This window comes from Streptomyces yangpuensis (assembly GCF_001005295.1).
Taxonomy (GTDB): domain Bacteria; phylum Actinomycetota; class Actinomycetes; order Streptomycetales; family Streptomycetaceae; genus Streptomyces; species Streptomyces yangpuensis.
In genome coordinates this window covers 46058-60705 of record NZ_LBMK01000010.1, presented here as the reverse complement: position 1 = coordinate 60705, position 14648 = coordinate 46058, and the positions used below count along the sequence as shown (strand labels likewise).

The 14648-nt window shown below is 73.0% G+C and carries 13 protein-coding genes and 2 pseudogenes; 10 read left to right on the top strand and 5 right to left on the bottom strand.

What is annotated here, in order from left to right:
• The first annotated feature begins 251 nt into the window (after positions 1-251).
• The 3 genes and pseudogenes from AAT21_RS32305 to AAT21_RS39780 form a co-directional block, all read left to right on the top strand.
• Positions 252-1577: a M20/M25/M40 family metallo-hydrolase gene (locus tag AAT21_RS32305; protein WP_046780538.1), complete on the top strand. Its 1326-nt coding sequence runs from the start codon at positions 252-254 to the stop codon at positions 1575-1577.
• Between the two features lie 131 nt (positions 1578-1708).
• Complete coding sequence (chpH, locus tag AAT21_RS32300) at positions 1709-1942, top strand: chaplin ChpH (protein WP_030963738.1); 234 nt, start codon at positions 1709-1711, stop codon at positions 1940-1942.
• Positions 1943-2100: 158 nt separating this feature from the next.
• Positions 2101-2334 (top strand): annotated as a pseudogene (locus AAT21_RS39780) (chaplin); the annotation flags it as partial.
• 643 nt (positions 2335-2977) lie between these two features.
• Here AAT21_RS39780 and AAT21_RS32290 read toward each other — a convergent pair.
• Complete coding sequence (locus AAT21_RS32290) at positions 2978-3166, bottom strand: DUF5703 family protein (protein ID WP_030037337.1); 189 nt, start codon at positions 3164-3166, stop codon at positions 2978-2980.
• Positions 3167-3213: 47 nt separating this feature from the next.
• Here AAT21_RS32290 and AAT21_RS32285 point away from each other — a divergent pair, with 47 nt between their 5' ends.
• Positions 3214-3924: a hypothetical protein gene (locus AAT21_RS32285; RefSeq protein WP_046780537.1), complete on the top strand. Its 711-nt coding sequence runs from the start codon at positions 3214-3216 to the stop codon at positions 3922-3924.
• 71 nt (positions 3925-3995) lie between these two features.
• Here the strand turns inward: AAT21_RS32285 and AAT21_RS32280 are convergent, their stop codons facing one another.
• Positions 3996-6431, bottom strand: a complete 2436-nt coding sequence (locus tag AAT21_RS32280) for an ATP-dependent DNA helicase (protein ID WP_079026100.1) — start codon at positions 6429-6431, stop codon at positions 3996-3998.
• Complete coding sequence (locus AAT21_RS32275; RefSeq protein ID WP_046780536.1) at positions 6428-7411, bottom strand: aldo/keto reductase; 984 nt, start codon at positions 7409-7411, stop codon at positions 6428-6430. Before AAT21_RS32275 ends, AAT21_RS32280 begins: the two co-directional genes overlap by 4 nt.
• 100 nt (positions 7412-7511) lie before the next feature.
• On the opposite strand from AAT21_RS32275, the gene AAT21_RS32270 reads away from it, so the two are divergent.
• Together AAT21_RS32270 and AAT21_RS32265 are read left to right on the top strand one after the other, a co-directional pair.
• A complete protein-coding gene (locus AAT21_RS32270; protein ID WP_046780535.1) occupies positions 7512-8561 on the top strand; it encodes an LLM class F420-dependent oxidoreductase in 1050 nt (349 codons plus the stop codon).
• 193 nt (positions 8562-8754) lie between these two features.
• On the top strand, positions 8755-9543 hold the full coding sequence (locus tag AAT21_RS32265) for a hypothetical protein (protein ID WP_046780534.1): 789 nt from the start codon (positions 8755-8757) through the stop codon (positions 9541-9543).
• 57 nt (positions 9544-9600) lie between these two features.
• On the opposite strand, the gene AAT21_RS32260 is transcribed toward AAT21_RS32265, so the two are convergent.
• Positions 9601-10593 carry a magnesium and cobalt transport protein CorA gene (locus AAT21_RS32260; RefSeq protein ID WP_046780533.1) on the bottom strand — a complete coding sequence of 331 codons (993 nt, stop codon included), beginning with the start codon at positions 10591-10593 and terminating at the stop codon, positions 9601-9603.
• A 55-nt stretch (positions 10594-10648) separates the two neighbouring features.
• Between AAT21_RS32260 and AAT21_RS32255 the strand changes: the two genes are divergently transcribed.
• The 4 genes from AAT21_RS32255 (at position 10649) to mshC (ending at position 14260) form a co-directional block, all read left to right on the top strand.
• Positions 10649-11368, top strand: a complete 720-nt coding sequence (locus tag AAT21_RS32255) for a histidine phosphatase family protein (protein WP_046780532.1) — start codon at positions 10649-10651, stop codon at positions 11366-11368.
• A gap of 77 nt (positions 11369-11445) precedes the next feature.
• Complete coding sequence (locus AAT21_RS32250; RefSeq protein WP_037925764.1) at positions 11446-12036, top strand: DUF3090 domain-containing protein; 591 nt, start codon at positions 11446-11448, stop codon at positions 12034-12036.
• A gap of 38 nt (positions 12037-12074) precedes the next feature.
• Complete coding sequence (locus tag AAT21_RS32245) at positions 12075-12920, top strand: SCO1664 family protein (RefSeq protein ID WP_235439299.1); 846 nt, start codon at positions 12075-12077, stop codon at positions 12918-12920.
• Positions 12921-13030: 110 nt separating this feature from the next.
• Positions 13031-14260 (top strand): cysteine--1-D-myo-inosityl 2-amino-2-deoxy-alpha-D-glucopyranoside ligase, encoded by a 1230-nt coding sequence (gene mshC, locus AAT21_RS32240; RefSeq protein WP_046780530.1) that lies wholly within the window; start codon positions 13031-13033, stop codon positions 14258-14260.
• An 89-nt stretch (positions 14261-14349) separates the two neighbouring features.
• On the opposite strand, the pseudogene AAT21_RS39490 reads toward mshC, so the two are convergent.
• Positions 14350-14648 (bottom strand): annotated as a pseudogene (locus AAT21_RS39490) (PAC2 family protein); the annotation flags it as partial.

Below are 14648 nucleotides of genomic sequence, written 5' to 3'. Positions count from 1 at the left end.
GGGGGGACTTGAACCCCCACGCCCGATAAAGGGCACTAGCACCTCAAGCTAGCGCGTCTGCCATTCCGCCACCCGGACCGGGTGAGTGCCGTCCGTCCCTCGCGGGCCGTTCCGACGTGGAAAACACTACCAAACGGCGGGGGGTCCTCGATCACACCCCCCGACGGCCGGGGCTCGCCCTTGGGGAGAGCGGCCCGGGGGCGCGAGGATGGGAGGGTTCGGTACTGAGTGGATCAGTGGGAGGAAGCAGCGTGAGCCAGGCGAGCGCGGGCAAGACCGTCTCCGGCGAGGACGAGGTCGTTGACCTCTGCCGGGACCTCATCCGGATCGACACCAGCAACTACGGCGACCACTCGGGCCCCGGGGAGCGCAAGGCGGCGGAGTGGGTCGCCGAGAAGCTCGCCGAGGTCGGGCTGGAGCCGCAGATCTTCGAATCGCACAAGGGCCGCGCCTCGACGGTGGCGCGGATCGAGGGGGAGGACCCCTCGCGGCCCGCGCTGCTGATCCACGGGCACACCGACGTGGTTCCGGCCAACGCGGCGGACTGGACGTACGACCCGTTCGCGGGCGAGATCGCCGACGGTTGCGTGTGGGGCCGCGGCGCCGTCGACATGAAGGACATGGATGCGATGACGCTGGCCGTCGTCCGCGACCGGATGCGCAGCGGCCGCAAGCCCCCGCGGGACATCGTGCTGGCCTTCCTCGCCGACGAGGAGGCGGGCGGCATCTACGGCGCCCGCCATCTCGTCGACAAGCACCCGGGGCTGTTCGAGGGCGTCACCGAGGCGATCGGCGAGGTCGGCGGGTTCTCCTTCACCGTGAACGAGAACCTCCGGCTCTACCTCGTGGAGACCGCCCAGAAGGGTATGCACTGGATGCGGCTCACGGTGGAGGGCACCGCGGGCCACGGCTCCATGACCAACAACGACAACGCCATCACGGAGCTGTGCGAGGCCGTGGGACGGCTCGGCCGCCACCAGTGGCCGGTGCGCGTGACCAAGACCGTACGGTCCTTCCTGGACGAGCTCTCGGACGCGCTCGGCACCCCCCTGGACCCGGACAACATGGACGCCACGCTCGCCAAGCTCGGCGGCATCGCCAAGATGGTCGGCGCGACCCTGCGGAACTCGGCGGCCCCGACGATGCTCGGCGCCGGCTACAAGGTCAACGTCATCCCGGGCCAGGCGACGGCCCACGTCGACGGCCGCTTCCTGCCGGGCTACGAGGACGAGTTCTTCGCCGACCTCGACCGCATCCTCGGCCCCCGCGTGAAGCGCGAGGACGTGCACGGCGACAGGGCGCTGGAGACGGACTTCGACGGCCGGCTGGTCGAGGCGATGCAGGGCGCCCTGAAGGCGGAGGACCCGATCGCGCGGGCGGTCCCGTACATGCTCTCGGGCGGTACGGACGCCAAGTCCTTCGACGACCTCGGCATCCGCTGCTTCGGCTTCGCGCCCCTGCAGCTGCCGCCGGAGCTGGACTTCGCCGGCATGTTCCACGGCGTGGACGAGCGGGTGCCGGTGGAGGGACTGAAGTTCGGGGTGCGCGTGCTCGACCGGTTCATCGACAACGCCTGACATTCGAGAAGGTGTGCGCATTCCACTGAGAAGAGTGAATGCACTCATACGCTCGTAGCCCTGGTGATCCCTCCTCGTTACAGGTGGTGCGGTCCGCGGCTGGGACCGCACTTTGCCTACTAGGAGGAACAATGCTCAAGAAGGTTGTCGCCGCTGCGGCTGCCACCGGTGGTCTGGTTCTCGCGGGTGCGGGTCTGGCCGTCGCCGACGCGGGTGCCCAGGGTGCGGCCATCGGCTCCCCGGGTGTCCTGTCCGGCAACGTCGTCCAGGTCCCGGTTCACATCCCGGTGAACGTCTGCGGCAACACCGTGTCCGTCATCGGCCTGCTGAACCCGGCCTTCGGCAACACCTGCGTCAACGCCTGACGCGTCTGAAGTCTTCGGCCCCGGAGCGCAATCCAGCGCTCCGGGGCCACCGGGCTTTTTACGCCCTGAACCACTTTTCGGAGTACCAGGCGGGGGAGCCTGGGCGGCCGGGCCTCCGAGCGCCCGGCCGACACGTACACACCAGGGGACGAGTACAGATGCGACGACCGGCACAGGTCACCAGGAAGACCCTGATCACCATGGCTGCCGCGGGGGGTGTCCTCGCGCTGGCCGCGGGCCACGCACACGCGGATTCCGGCGCTTCGGGGCATGCGAAGAACTCTCCGGGCCTGCTGTCCGGGAACACCGTGCAGGCGCCCGTGGACGCGCCGGTGAACGCCTGCGGGAACACGGTGACGGTGGTGGGAGGCCTCAACCCGGCCTTCGGGAACCACTGCGCCAACGGCTCGGGCCACGGCAAGCCGGGTCACCCCGGTCACCCGGGGCACCCCGGCAACCCCGGTAACCCCGGTAACCCCGGTAACCCGGGTAACCCCGGTAACCCGGGGAACCCCGGTAACCCGGGTAACCCCGGTAACCCGGGTAACCCCGGTAACCCGGGGAACCCCGGGAACCCGGGGAACCCGGGCGACGATGAACCGTGCGACGACCACCCGGGGAACCCTGGCAATCCGGGGAACCCCGGGAACCCTGGCAATCCGGGGAACCCTGGCAACCCGGGTAACCCCGGTAACCCGGGTAACCCCGGTAACCCCGGTAACCCGGGTAACCCCGGTAACCCCGGTAACCCGGGTAACCCCGGTAACCCCGGCAACCCCGGTATCCCGGGGAACCCCGGAAACCCGGGTAACCCCGGCACCCCGGCCAACCCGGTTACCGGTACTCCCGGCACGGGAACCGGCACCGGCATCGGGGTGAACCCCCGTCTCGCCGAGACCGGGTCCGGCGACGTCCTGACCGCCGGCCTCCCGATCGCGGGCGGCCTGCTGCTCGCCGGCACCATCCTCTACCGGCGCGCCAGGAGCGCCGCCTGACGGACGCTCACCACGCGGGCCCCGCCCCCGGGGTCCGCGTTCACCAGGTGGCGCGGACCTGACGGATGATCCGGCGGCGCAGCCGCACGCGGCGGCTGCCGTCCCGGTGCAGGCTCAGCCGGTCGATCTCCCAGTTCCCGTACTCGGCATGGTCGGTCAGCAGGCGGGTGGCCTCCTTGCGAGGAACCCCGCGGGGCACGTACACGTCGACAAATTCGTATTCCGGCATCGCATCTATTGTGCGGGCACAGCCCTGCTACGGATAGCGTCTGCTCTATGTCTGATGCCGCTCTGCCCACTGTTGCCGAGGTCCGCGCCGCCGCCGAGGCGGTCAAGGCCGCGCTCGACCGCCACCTCGCCGCGGTCGAGCGCAGGATCGGGGACGAGGATCCGGACGTCTACGCCGCCTTCAACGAACTCGCCGCCGCCGCCGAGGAGTACGACGAACTCCTCTACGACCGCTACGACGAGGTCACGCCCTTCGAGATCCCGACGCCCGAGGACGGCGTCCCGTACACCGGCCCCGCCGAACCCGCCGCCTTCAGCGTGCTCATCCGCCGCGACTACGCCGTCGTCGAACCGGCGCGGCTGATCGCACAGGCCGAACGGGTAGCCGCGCACGACCTGGACGCCGACTTCGCCCACGACGGCGGCACCGCGGACGCCCTCGGCGTGCTCTTCGGGGAGTACGAACCCGACGAGATCGCCTCCCGCTCCAAGGACTTCGGGCTGGAGGAGGGCGACTCCACGCTCTGGATCGCCGCCTCGGAGGAGGTGGCGGAACCGGGGGAGTGGCTGGGCTCGCCCTTCGCGCACACCGACCCGCAGGACGTGCTGCACCGCTTCGACGTCAGTTCCGTCTTCGACGAGGAGACGGACGAGTTCGACGACATCGAGGAGCAGGCAAAGGAGCCGGGCCAGGGCCAGGGCCAGGGCCAGGGCCGGGACGGGGGCCGGACCGCCCGGCCGGGGCTGACCCCCGCCTGACATCGTGACCGCGGCCCGGCGCGGCCCGGCACCGTGGCCTCCCGCCCCTCGGGGCGGGAGGCCACGGCCGACTACTGCTCCGGCTGTTCGCCCGTTGCGGCCAGGGCCTTCAGCAGACCCGTCAGCCGTGTCGTCCGCGGCTTCGGCAGCACCTCGGCCACTGCGCGCGGCAGCGCCTGGTCGACGCCGTGCACCACCGACAGGTGCCGCCCGGCCCGCCCGAACGCCGTGTAGACCCAGTCCCGGGACAGGGCCTGCGCCGCGTCACCCGGCAGGACCACGACCACCGCCGGCCAGCGCGAGCCCACCGCCTGATGCGCCGTCACCGCCCAGCCGTGCCGCACCTGGGACTCGACGAGTTCCTTCGGTACGACGATCCGCGCGCCCGCGCGCTCCAGGTGCAGCCCCTGCGCGTCCGCCGACACCACACGGGCCGGCACGGCACGCCCCGGCGACGGCACGTGGACCACCCGGTCGCCGGGGTCGAAGCCGCCGAACCGGCCCGGACCGGGATTGAGCCGCTCCTTGAGCGCGGCGTTCAACGCCCGCGTCCCCGCGGGACCGCCGTGCCCCGGCGTGATCACCTGAACGCCGTCCGCCGGGACCCCGAAGGCCCGCGGCACCGACTCGGCCACCAACTGCACGGCGCGGTGCACGGCCTCGCCGGCGTCCTGCACCGGGACGATGACGACCTCCTTGCCGGGGGCTTCGACCTGGTTCAGCTCCCCGATCCCCACGCCCGAGACCAGCTCGCCGAGGGGACCCGGATCCGGGGTACGGGAGACCAGCTGCGGGCAGGTACGCGCCGCCAGCACATCGGCGAACACCCGCCCCGCCCCCGCGGAACCGAGCACTCCGGGGTCGCCGGACAGGACCAGCCGGGCCCCGTCCGGGACGCCCTCGACCAGTGCGGCCGCGCTCTCCACGTCCAGCTGCGGCGCGTCCAGCACGACCAGCAGGTCCAGCGCGAACTGCCCGTCCGCGTCCCGCCCGGGCCCCTCCTCGCCGGAGAGCAGCCCCGCCACCGTCACCGCGTCCGGGCCGCCGCCGGGCGCATGCGCGGCCACGCAGACGCGCAGGCCCAGCTCACGGGCCGCCGCGGCCAGAGCGAACGGCTCGGCCCGGGCGGCCTCACCACCGGTGTGGGTGACCAGACCGTGGCCGGCGACCGCGCGGATCAGCTCGCCGGAGGACCGGTCCGGCGCGGCCGAGGCGGCCTGCTCCCAGTCCGCCGGCCCGGCGAAGGTGCCGGACAGCCGGGCCAGGCCGTCGGCCAGGCTCTCCTCGGCCATCGCGGCGCCCTCCAGGCCCACGAGGATCCGTACCGGCTGCTCCTCGCCCTCCTCCACCGGCGGGCCCAGGGGCTCGTGGAAGACCAGTACCGACGCCTCCGCGACGGCCTGTTCCAGCGCCTCGGCCGGATCGGGCACGCCGTACTGGGCCAGGGCCTTCTCCAGGACCGGGGCCTCCAGCGCGGTGTGGCCCTTCAGGCCGGCCTGGTCCAGCAGCCAGCCCACCAGGACGGCCGTACGGCGCTCGTCCCCGGGACCGGCCCCGGCGCCCAGCAGCGCACGGGCGAAGCCGTCCGCCTGCGTCGGCCGTACGGCGGGTACGGCCAGCAGCCGCCACGGGTTCTCCGCGAGCTCCTCGGCGGCGCCGTCGCCCAGGGCCGCGGCCACGGGACCGGCCAGCGACTCGGGAGCACCACCGCGGGCCAGGACGGCCCGTACGCCGTCGACTGTGTCGGCGGAGGGTACGGGGGCCGCCTTCGGCGCCGGAGCGGGCGGGCGGGGTGCCGGGGGAGCGGGGGCCGCCTTGCGGGGCGCGGCCGGGGCGTCGTCGAAGTAGACGGCGGAGGGCTTCACGCCGCTCTCCACGGCCCGTACGGCGGCCAGCAGGTCGGCGGCCTTCCCGCTGAGCTTGGCGCCGGCGTCGACGGGATGCTCCCGCTCGGCCTTGCGGCGCGCGATCCGCTCCCGCTCGACCTTCTGCGCGGCCAGCTCCGCCTGAGCCTCACTGATCCCGCCGCCGTCCGCTGCCGCCTCGGGGGTGGGCCCTGCGGGGCTTTCCCCCACCCCGCCCCTTCCCGAAACCGAGGGCTCCGCCCCCGGCCCCCCGTCCCCGCCCGGACCCGCCTTCTCAGCGCCGCCGGCTCCGCCGCCCGAGGCGCCCGCCCCGGCCGAGTCCTCCGCGCCGACGGCATCCGCCTCACCCTGGGCCTGCGCCCCGGCCGGGCCTTCGGCGTCAGCGCTGTCGCCTTCGGGCTCGCCCTGCGCCGCGGCCGGGCCCTGCGCGCCAGCGGCATCGCCTTCGGGCTGCGCCTCGGCCTGGCCTTCGGCGTCAGCGGCGCCGTTCTCGGGTTCGCCGGAACCGCCCTGTGCCCCGGCCGGGCCCTGCGCTCCGGCCGGGCCCTGCGCGCCAGCAGGATCCGCCTCGCCTGCGGGCTGCGCCTCGGCCGGGTCTTCCGCGTCAGCGGTTTCGGCTTCGGCCTGACGGTCCGTGCTCACAGCGTGCTCCAGTCCTGATCGGGATAGCGGTGCTCCGGCGCCGAGACGTCGTCCAGCGCCCGGCAGATCTCCTCGGGAAGACTAAGCTCCTCCACCGACAACGCCGCCGCGAGCTGCGCCGACGTCCGCGCACCGACGATCGGCGCGACCACTCCCGGCCGGTCGCGGACCCACGCCAGCGCCACCTGGAGCGGGGTCACGGCCAAGCCCTGCGCCGCCGTCACCACCGCGTCCACGATCCCGGCCGCCGCCTCGTCCAGATAAGGCTCCACCAGCGCGGACAGGGCCGGGGAGGCGCCCCGGGAGTCCGCCGGGGTGCCCTCGCGGTACTTGCCCGTCAGCACTCCGCGCCCCAGCGGGGACGAGGGCAGCAGGCCGACCCCCAGGTCCAGCGCGGCCGGCAGCACCTCCCGCTCGACGCCGCGCTGCAGCAGGGAGTACTCCATCTGCGTCGAGGCGATCCGGGTCCGTACCCCCGCAGCCGCGAGCTGCCAGGTCGCAGCCTTCGCCAGCTGCCAGCCGCAGAAGCCGGCCACCCCGGCGTACCGGGCCCGGCCGCTGCTCACCGCCAGGTCGAGGGCCTGCAGGGTCTCCTCCACCGGAGTCACCGGATCGAAGGCGTGCACCTGCCAGAGGTCGACGTAGTCGGTACCCAGCCGGTCCAGCGAGTCGTCGAGGGCCGCGAGCAGATGGCCGCGCGAGCCGTCGAAGCGCCGGTCCGGGTCCCGGACGCTGCCCGCCTTGGTCGCGATGACCAGGTCCCGGCGCGGGACGAGCCCGCCCACCAGCCGCCCCAGGAGGTACTCCGCCTCCCCGCCGCCGTACACGTCGGCGGTGTCGACGAGGGTGCCGCCCGCCTCCCAGAACGTCTTCACCTGTTCGGCGGCGGCTTCCTCGCCGGTGTCGCGGCCCCAGGTGAGGGTGCCGAGGCCGATCCGGGAGACGCGCAGTCCGGTGCGGCCGAGATGCCTCTGCTCCATGAGCGCTGAGACTACTGGGGCGCTGACGTGGAGCGCCCGGGCGCGCTACAGTCCCCGCACACCAACGTTACTGATCGGTACACCGGTAAGGGGACGACACATGCGGCTCGGCATCAATCTCGGTTACTGGGGCGCGGGCATGGACGCCGACAATCTCGCCGTCGCCCAGGAGGCCGACCGCCTCGGATACGACGTCTGCTGGGCCGCCGAGGCGTACGGATCCGACGCGCCGACCGTGCTCTCCTGGGTCGCCGCCCAGACCGAGCGCATCGACGTCGGCTCCGCGATCATGCAGATCCCGGCCCGCCAGCCCGCCATGACCGCCATGACGGCGGCCACCCTGGACTCCCTCACCAAGGGCCGCTTCCGCCTCGGCCTCGGCGTCTCGGGCCCGCAGGTCTCCGAGGGCTGGTACGGCGTCACGTTCGACAAGCCGCTCGCCCGCACCCGCGAGTACGTGGAGATCGTCCGCAAGGCCATGTCCCGCGAGCGGCTGAGCTACGAGGGCGAGCACTGGACCCTGCCGCTGCCGGGCGGCCCGGGCAAGCCGATCAAGCTGACCGTGCACCCCGAGCGCGAGCACATCCCGCTCTACATCGCCGCCATCGGGCCCAAGAACCTCCAGCAGACCGGCGAGATCGCCGACGGCGCCCTGCTGATCTTCCCGGCCGCCGAGCACCTGGAGGCCACCGCGCTCACCCACATCCGGGCGGGCCGGGAGAAGGCCGGGCTGACGATGGACGGCTTCGACGTCTGCCCGACCGTGCCGCTGGCCCTCGGCGAGGACGTGACCGCCCTCGCCGACATGTTCCGCCCGTACACCGCCCTGTACGTGGGCGGCATGGGCAGCCGGAAGCAGAACTTCTACAACCAGCTGGCCCAGCGCATGGGCTACGAGAAGGAAGCCGCCGAGATCCAGGACAAGTACCTGGCCGGTGACAAGACCGGCGCGGCCGAGGCCGTCCCGCACTCGCTGATCGACTCGACGACGCTGCTCGGCCCGGTCGCGCGGATCGCCGACGGGATGCGGGCCTACGCGGAGGCCGGCGTCACCACCCTCACGCTGGCCCCGGCCGGCTTCACCCTGGACGAGCGGATCGCCGCCCTGCGCGCCGGCACCGAGGCCATGGAGCTCGCGGGCCTCGCCTGAGCCGGCTGCCGCGGGAAGCTTCTGCGGCCGTGGTGGGGGCTCGGGGGGTCTTCCCCGCCACGGCCGACACAGCCAACAACGCACCGCACGCCCGCGGGGTTACGCACGGCGCCAGGCCCGGAGGTTCGTTCATTCGGACGAGTGGTGCCACCTCACGGTTGCCCGCCCCGCGCAGCGGCGTTTGACTCGTTGCATGCTCTCTGCCCGCAGCCTGTTCCAGGAGATCGTCGACAACGACGACGCCTTCCAGCTGTTCTGCTCCATCGCCGCCAGCGGGGAAGCCCAAGGCGGCTGGGAGAACGCCCGTATCGCGGCCCTGGTGCCGGACGCCATGCGCGACCTCGCACCCAAGATCACCCGGCACGGCGCCGACGAGGACAAGCACGGCCGGATCTTCCACGCCCTGCTGCGCAAACGCGGCCTGCAGGCCGTCCCCGTACCGCCCGAGACCGACTACACGATGCTGCTCGAACGCCGCGGCATCGGACTCGCCCACGACAAGCTGCGCCGGCAGGAGGCGCTCACCGAGGACGACATCGTCGTCTACCTCGCCCACAGCCGGGTCACCGAACAGCGCGCCGCCGACCAGATGGACATGCTGGTCACGTACTTCGGCGACCACCCGGTGGTGGGCAAGGCCATCCACATGATCAGCAACGACGAGGACAACCACCTCGCCTACTGCCACGAGGAACTGCTGCGGCTGGCCCGCGCCGGGCACGGCCGGACCATCCAGCGGGTGCTGCGCGAGAGCGCGCTCGCCGAGATCGCCGTCTACCGCGATGTGAGCCTCGCCGTCATGGACCACATGGGACGGCTGCTGCACTGGCCCGCACCGAAGGCGGCCCTGCTGGCCGCCGGCATCCGCGGGATGTACGCGTACGAGCGCTTCAGCGGCTGGCACCGGATGGTCGGCCTGCGGATGCCCGAACGGCGCGACGCGCTCGGCGGCGCACCCCTCACCACCCCCGAATACGCCTGACCGCCCGGCCACCCGACCGCCTCACCGCCCGGGGCAGGTCCCCAGGCCCTGTCGAACCTAGAGCCAGCCCCGGCGTTTGAAGAGGCGGTGCAGGCCCAGACAGGCGCCCGTCATGAGCAGCAGCACGCCCGGATACCCCCACCACCGGTGGAGTTCCGGCATGTGGTCGAAGTTCATCCCGTAGATCCCCGCGACCATCGTCGGGACAGCCGCGATCGCCGCCCAGGCCGAGATCTTCCGCACGTCGTCGTTCTGCCGCAGCCCCGTCTGCGCGAGATGCGCGGCCAGCGCGTCCGACAGCAGGCGGTCCAGGCCCTCGATGTACTCGCTCGCCCTGGTCAGGTGGTCGGCGACATCGCGGAAGAACGGCCGGGCGTGCTCGTGGACGAAGGGCACCTCGCCGAAGGCCAGCCGCTCCATCGGCGCCAGCAGCGGGTTCGTCGCCCTGCGGAACTCCAGCACCTGCCGCTTGAAGCCGTAGATCCGGGCGGCGGTGTTCTTGGTGTCCGAGGCGCTCGGGGCGAAGACCTCCGCCTCCAGCTCCTCCAGGTCCGCCTGCAGTTCGGCCGCCACCTCGATGTAGTGGTCCACCACCGCGTCGGACACCGCGTACAGCACCGCCGTCGGGCCGTGCCGCAATACGTCCGGATCGTGCTCCAGCCGCTGGCGTACGGCGGTCAGCGGGGCCCCTTCGCCGTGCCGGACCGTGACGACGAAGGAGTCGCCGATGAACAGCATCAGTTCGCCCGCGGACACCGTGTCCGTGGCCTCGTCGTAGAGCACCGGCTTCAGCACGACGAACAGCGAGTCGTCGTACACCTCCAGCTTGGGGCGCTGGTGGGCGTTGAGCGCGTCCTCCACCGCCAGCGGATGCAGGCCGAACTCCCGGCGGACGTGATCGAACTCCGCCTCGGTCGGCTCGTACGTGCCGATCCAGAGGAAGGCGTCACCGCTCGCCCGGGCCTCGTCCAGGGCGTCCGAGAAGTCCTCCGGACCCTCGGCGCGACGTCCGTCCCGGTAGAGCGCGCAGTCGACAATCACGCCGAACATTCTCCCCCGCCGCCGACGGGCCCGCACCCGTCCGGCACCGCCTACGCTGGCCCTCATGGCCACGCTGATCCTCGTACGACACGGGCGGTCCACCGCCAACACCGCAGGGCTGCTCGCCGGATGGACCCCCGGCGTGGGCCTCGACGAGCGCGGCGCCGAGCAGGCCGCCGCGCTCCCCGGACGGCTGGCCGGCGTGCCGCTCGCCGCCGCCGTCACCAGCCCGCTCCAGCGCTGCCGCGAGACCCTGGCACCCCTGCTGGCCGCGCGGCCCGAGCTGGAACTCCACACGGACGAGCGGATCGGCGAATGCCACTACGGCGACTGGTCCGGACGCAAACTCTCCGAACTCTCCGAAGAACCGCTGATGAAGATCGTGCAACAGCACCCGTCGGCGGCCGCCTTCCCCGGCGGCGAGTCCATGCGGGCCATGCAGGCGCGCGCCGTGGACGCCGTACGGGACTGGAACGCGCGGATCGAGGAGAGCGACGGCAGCGACGCCGTCCTCCTGATGTGCTCGCACGGCGACATCATCAAGTCGCTTGTCGCGGACGCCCTGGGCATGCACCTGGACCTCTTCCAGCGCATCCACGTCGACCCCTGCTCGGTGACGGCGATCCGCTACACGCCGACCCGCCCGTTCGTGTTCCGGCTGGGCGACACCGGGGACTTCGGCTCCCTCGTGAAGCGACCGGCCGCACCCGAGCCCGTCGCCTCCGACAAGGACTCCGAGGACGCCGGGAACGCCGTCGTGGGGGGCGGCGCGGGCGCGGCGTGATCGCACGGCGCAGTAGGGTGGACGGGCCCACTCAAGGGCGCAGATTCGCCCCCGCCACCGAGACTTGGAGACTGGACGTGCCCCGTCAGGTGTTCCTCTACGACCCGCCGGACCGCTTCGTGGCCGGCACGGTCGGCTTGCCGGGACGCCGTACGTTCTTCCTGCAGGCCTCCTCCGGCCCCCGCGTCACCAGCGTCTCCCTGGAGAAGACCCAGGTCGCCGCACTGGCCGAGCGGATGGACGAGCTGCTGGACGAGGTCGTGCGGCGCACCGGCGGAAACGCCCCGGTCCCGGCCATGGCCCCCGCGGAGGCCGCCGACACCGCCCCGCTGGACGTCCCCGTCGAGGAGGAGTTCCGCGTCGGCACCATGGCCCTGGCCTGGGACGGCGAGGAACAGCGGATGATCGTCGAGGCCCAGGCCCTGGTGGAGCTCGACGCCGAGTCCGACGAGGACCTCGCCGAGGCGGAGGAGCGGCTGCTCCAGGACGAGGAGAACGGCCCGCCGATGCTGCGGGTCCGCCTCACCGGCGCCCAGGCCCGCGCCTTCGCCAAGCGCGCCCTGGACGTGGTCAACGCCGGCCGCCCGCCGTGTCCGCTGTGCAGTCTGCCGCTGGACCCGGAGGGCCACGTGTGCCCGCGCCAGAACGGCTACCGGCGCCAGGCGTGACGGGCCAGGGGGACATGCAGGAGCACACGCGGGGACACATGCAAGGGCACCTGCCGGGACACACGCCGGAGCCCGCGCCGCGGCGCATGGAGGAACTGCTCGCCAAGGGTGAGCTGACCGTCGTCGGCCGGATCCGCGAGGCCTCCAACGCGGTCCTGCTGTGCACCGTCACCTACGACGGGGCGAGCGCCGACTGCGTCTACAAGCCCGTCAAGGGGGAGCGGCCGCTGTGGGACTTCCCCGACGGCAGCCTCGCCCAGCGCGAGGTCGCCGCCTACCTGGTCTCCGAGGCCACCGGATGGGGCCTGGTACCCGCCACCGTGCTGCGCGACGGCCCCTTCGGCGAGGGCATGGTCCAGCAGTGGATCGAAGCCCGGCAGCCGCAGGACGACTCGCCCGAGGACGGGCTCCTCGCGCTGGTCGAGGGCGAGGAGGCCGCTGAGGGCTGGAAGCCGGTGGCCTTCGCGGAGGTCGGCGAGGGCCGCACCGCCCTGCTGGTCCACGCCGACGACCCGAGGCTGCGCCGGCTCTCCGTCCTCGACGCCGTGATCAACAACGGCGACCGCAAGGGCGGGCACCTGCTGCCCGCGCCCGACGGACGGATCTACGGCATCGACCACGGAGTGACCTTCCACACCGAGGACAAGCTGCGCACCCTGCTGTGGGGCTGGGCGGGGGAGCCACTGACGGACGAGGCCCGCAGGGCGCTCACGACGCTGGCCGCGGAACTGGCCGAGGGAGCCCCCCTCGCCACCCGGCTGGCCGAACTGATCACCGCGGCCGAGCTGGCCGCCGTACGGGAGCGGGTGGCACACATGCTGCGCACCGGAACGCACCCGGTGCCGTCCGGGCAGTGGCCGTCGATCCCGTGGCCACCGGTCTGAACCGGCCATCGGCGTCACGCACAGAACCGGCCGGACCGCAAGAGCGCCGATCAAGACAACAGTGCAGGTCCAGTTCGTTTCCGGAACATCCGTCCGGTTAGGCTCGACACATGCATGCCTGGCCCGCTTCTGAGGTCCCCGCCCTTCCCGGCAAGGGCCGCGACCTCCAGATCCACGACACCGCGACCCAGGGGACGATCACCCTCGCCCCCGGTCCCGTCGCCCGCATCTACGTCTGCGGCATCACCCCGTACGACGCGACCCACATCGGTCACGCGGCGACCTACAACGCGTTCGACCTCGTGCAGCGCGTGTGGCTCGACACCAAGCGGCAGGTCCACTACGTCCAGAACGTCACGGACGTCGACGATCCGCTCCTGGAGCGGGCGCTGCGCGACGGCCACGACTGGACCGAGCTGGCCGAGCGCGAGACCGCGCTCTTCCGCGAGGACATGACGGCCCTGCGGATGCTGCCGCCGCAGCACTACATCGGGGCCGTCGAGGCCATACCCGGCATCGTGCCGCTGGTCGAGCGGCTGCGGGACGCGGGCGCCGCGTACGAGCTCGAGGGCGACATCTACTTCTCGGTCGAGGCCGACCCGCACTTCGGCGGCGTCTCCCACCTCGACGCCGAGGCGATGCGGCTGCTCTCGGCGGAGCGGGGCGGCGACCCCGACCGTCCGGGCAAGAAGAACCCGCTGGACCCGATGCTGTGGATGGCGGCACGTCCGGGCGAGCCGAGCTGGGACGGCGGCTCGCTGGGCCGCGGCCGGCCGGGCTGGCACATCGAGTGCGTCGCGATCGCCCTGGACCACCTGGGCATGGGCTTCGACATCCAGGGCGGCGGCTCCGACCTCGCCTTCCCGCACCACGAGATGGGCGCCTCGCACGCGCAGGCGCTGACGGGCGAGTTCCCGATGGCCCAGGCGTACGTCCACGCCGGCATGGTCGCCCTGCACGGCGAGAAGATGTCGAAGTCGAAGGGCAACCTCGTCTTCGTGTCGGCGCTGCGCCGCGCCGGGGTGGACCCGGCGGCGATCCGCCTGGCGCTGCTCTCGCACCACTACCGGGCGGACTGGGAGTGGACGGATGCCGTCCTCGACGAGGCCGTGGCCCGGCTGGACCGGTGGCGCGCGGCGGTGTCCCGGCCGGACGGCATCCCGGCGGACGCGGTCCTCGAAGAGGTCCGCGAGGCCCTGGCGAACGACCTGGACGCCCCCGCGGCACTGGCCGCAGTCGACCGCTGGGTGGACCTCCAGAACGCCACCGACGGCGACGACGAGTCGGCCCCCGGCCTGATCTCCCGCACGGTCGACGCCCTCCTGGGCGTGGCCCTGTAGCCGATCGGATCGGCATGAGCGCGCCCCCGGCCGGCCGGCCGGCCGGGGGCGCGCTCCGTCGCGTACTGACACCCGGACAGCCCGGCCTGCTAGGTTCCGGGGGTCTCCCCGTCGCCCGCGCCGTCGCCCTCGGCCTCGCCCCCGGCGGGACCGTCCGCCGGGCCGTCCTGCTCCGCCACGTCGTCCGGCCTGGGCTTCGGCTGGGCGCGGCCGCCGGACAGGTCCCGGAAGTAGGAGCCGTCGCCCGGATCCGCCGCCGGGCCCGCCGCCGGGTCACGCCGGCGCAGGTACCGCTCGAACTCCCGCGCGATCGCGTCGCCCGAGGCCTCCGGCAGGTCGGCGGTGTCCCGCGCCTCCTCCAGCGTCTGGACGTACTCCGCCACCTCGC

Excerpts from the sequence above, each read along its gene's own strand:
- AAT21_RS32265 (WP_046780534.1), top strand. The coding sequence starts at position 8,755 with ATGCTCTCTGCCCGCAGCCTGTTCCAGGAGATCGTCGACAACGACGAC.
- AAT21_RS32245 (WP_235439299.1), top strand. The coding sequence starts at position 12,075 with ATGCAAGGGCACCTGCCGGGACACACGCCGGAGCCCGCGCCGCGGCGC.
- AAT21_RS32285 (WP_046780537.1), top strand. The coding sequence starts at position 3,214 with ATGTCTGATGCCGCTCTGCCCACTGTTGCCGAGGTCCGCGCCGCCGCC.
- AAT21_RS32255 (WP_046780532.1), top strand. The coding sequence starts at position 10,649 with ATGGCCACGCTGATCCTCGTACGACACGGGCGGTCCACCGCCAACACC.
- AAT21_RS32275 (WP_046780536.1), bottom strand. The coding sequence starts at position 7,411 with ATGGAGCAGAGGCATCTCGGCCGCACCGGACTGCGCGTCTCCCGGATC.
- chpH (WP_030963738.1), top strand. The coding sequence starts at position 1,709 with ATGCTCAAGAAGGTTGTCGCCGCTGCGGCTGCCACCGGTGGTCTGGTT.
- AAT21_RS32270 (WP_046780535.1), top strand. The coding sequence starts at position 7,512 with ATGCGGCTCGGCATCAATCTCGGTTACTGGGGCGCGGGCATGGACGCC.
- mshC (WP_046780530.1), top strand. The coding sequence starts at position 13,031 with ATGCATGCCTGGCCCGCTTCTGAGGTCCCCGCCCTTCCCGGCAAGGGC.
- AAT21_RS32260 (WP_046780533.1), bottom strand. The coding sequence starts at position 10,593 with ATGTTCGGCGTGATTGTCGACTGCGCGCTCTACCGGGACGGACGTCGC.
- AAT21_RS32290 (WP_030037337.1), bottom strand. The coding sequence starts at position 3,166 with ATGCCGGAATACGAATTTGTCGACGTGTACGTGCCCCGCGGGGTTCCT.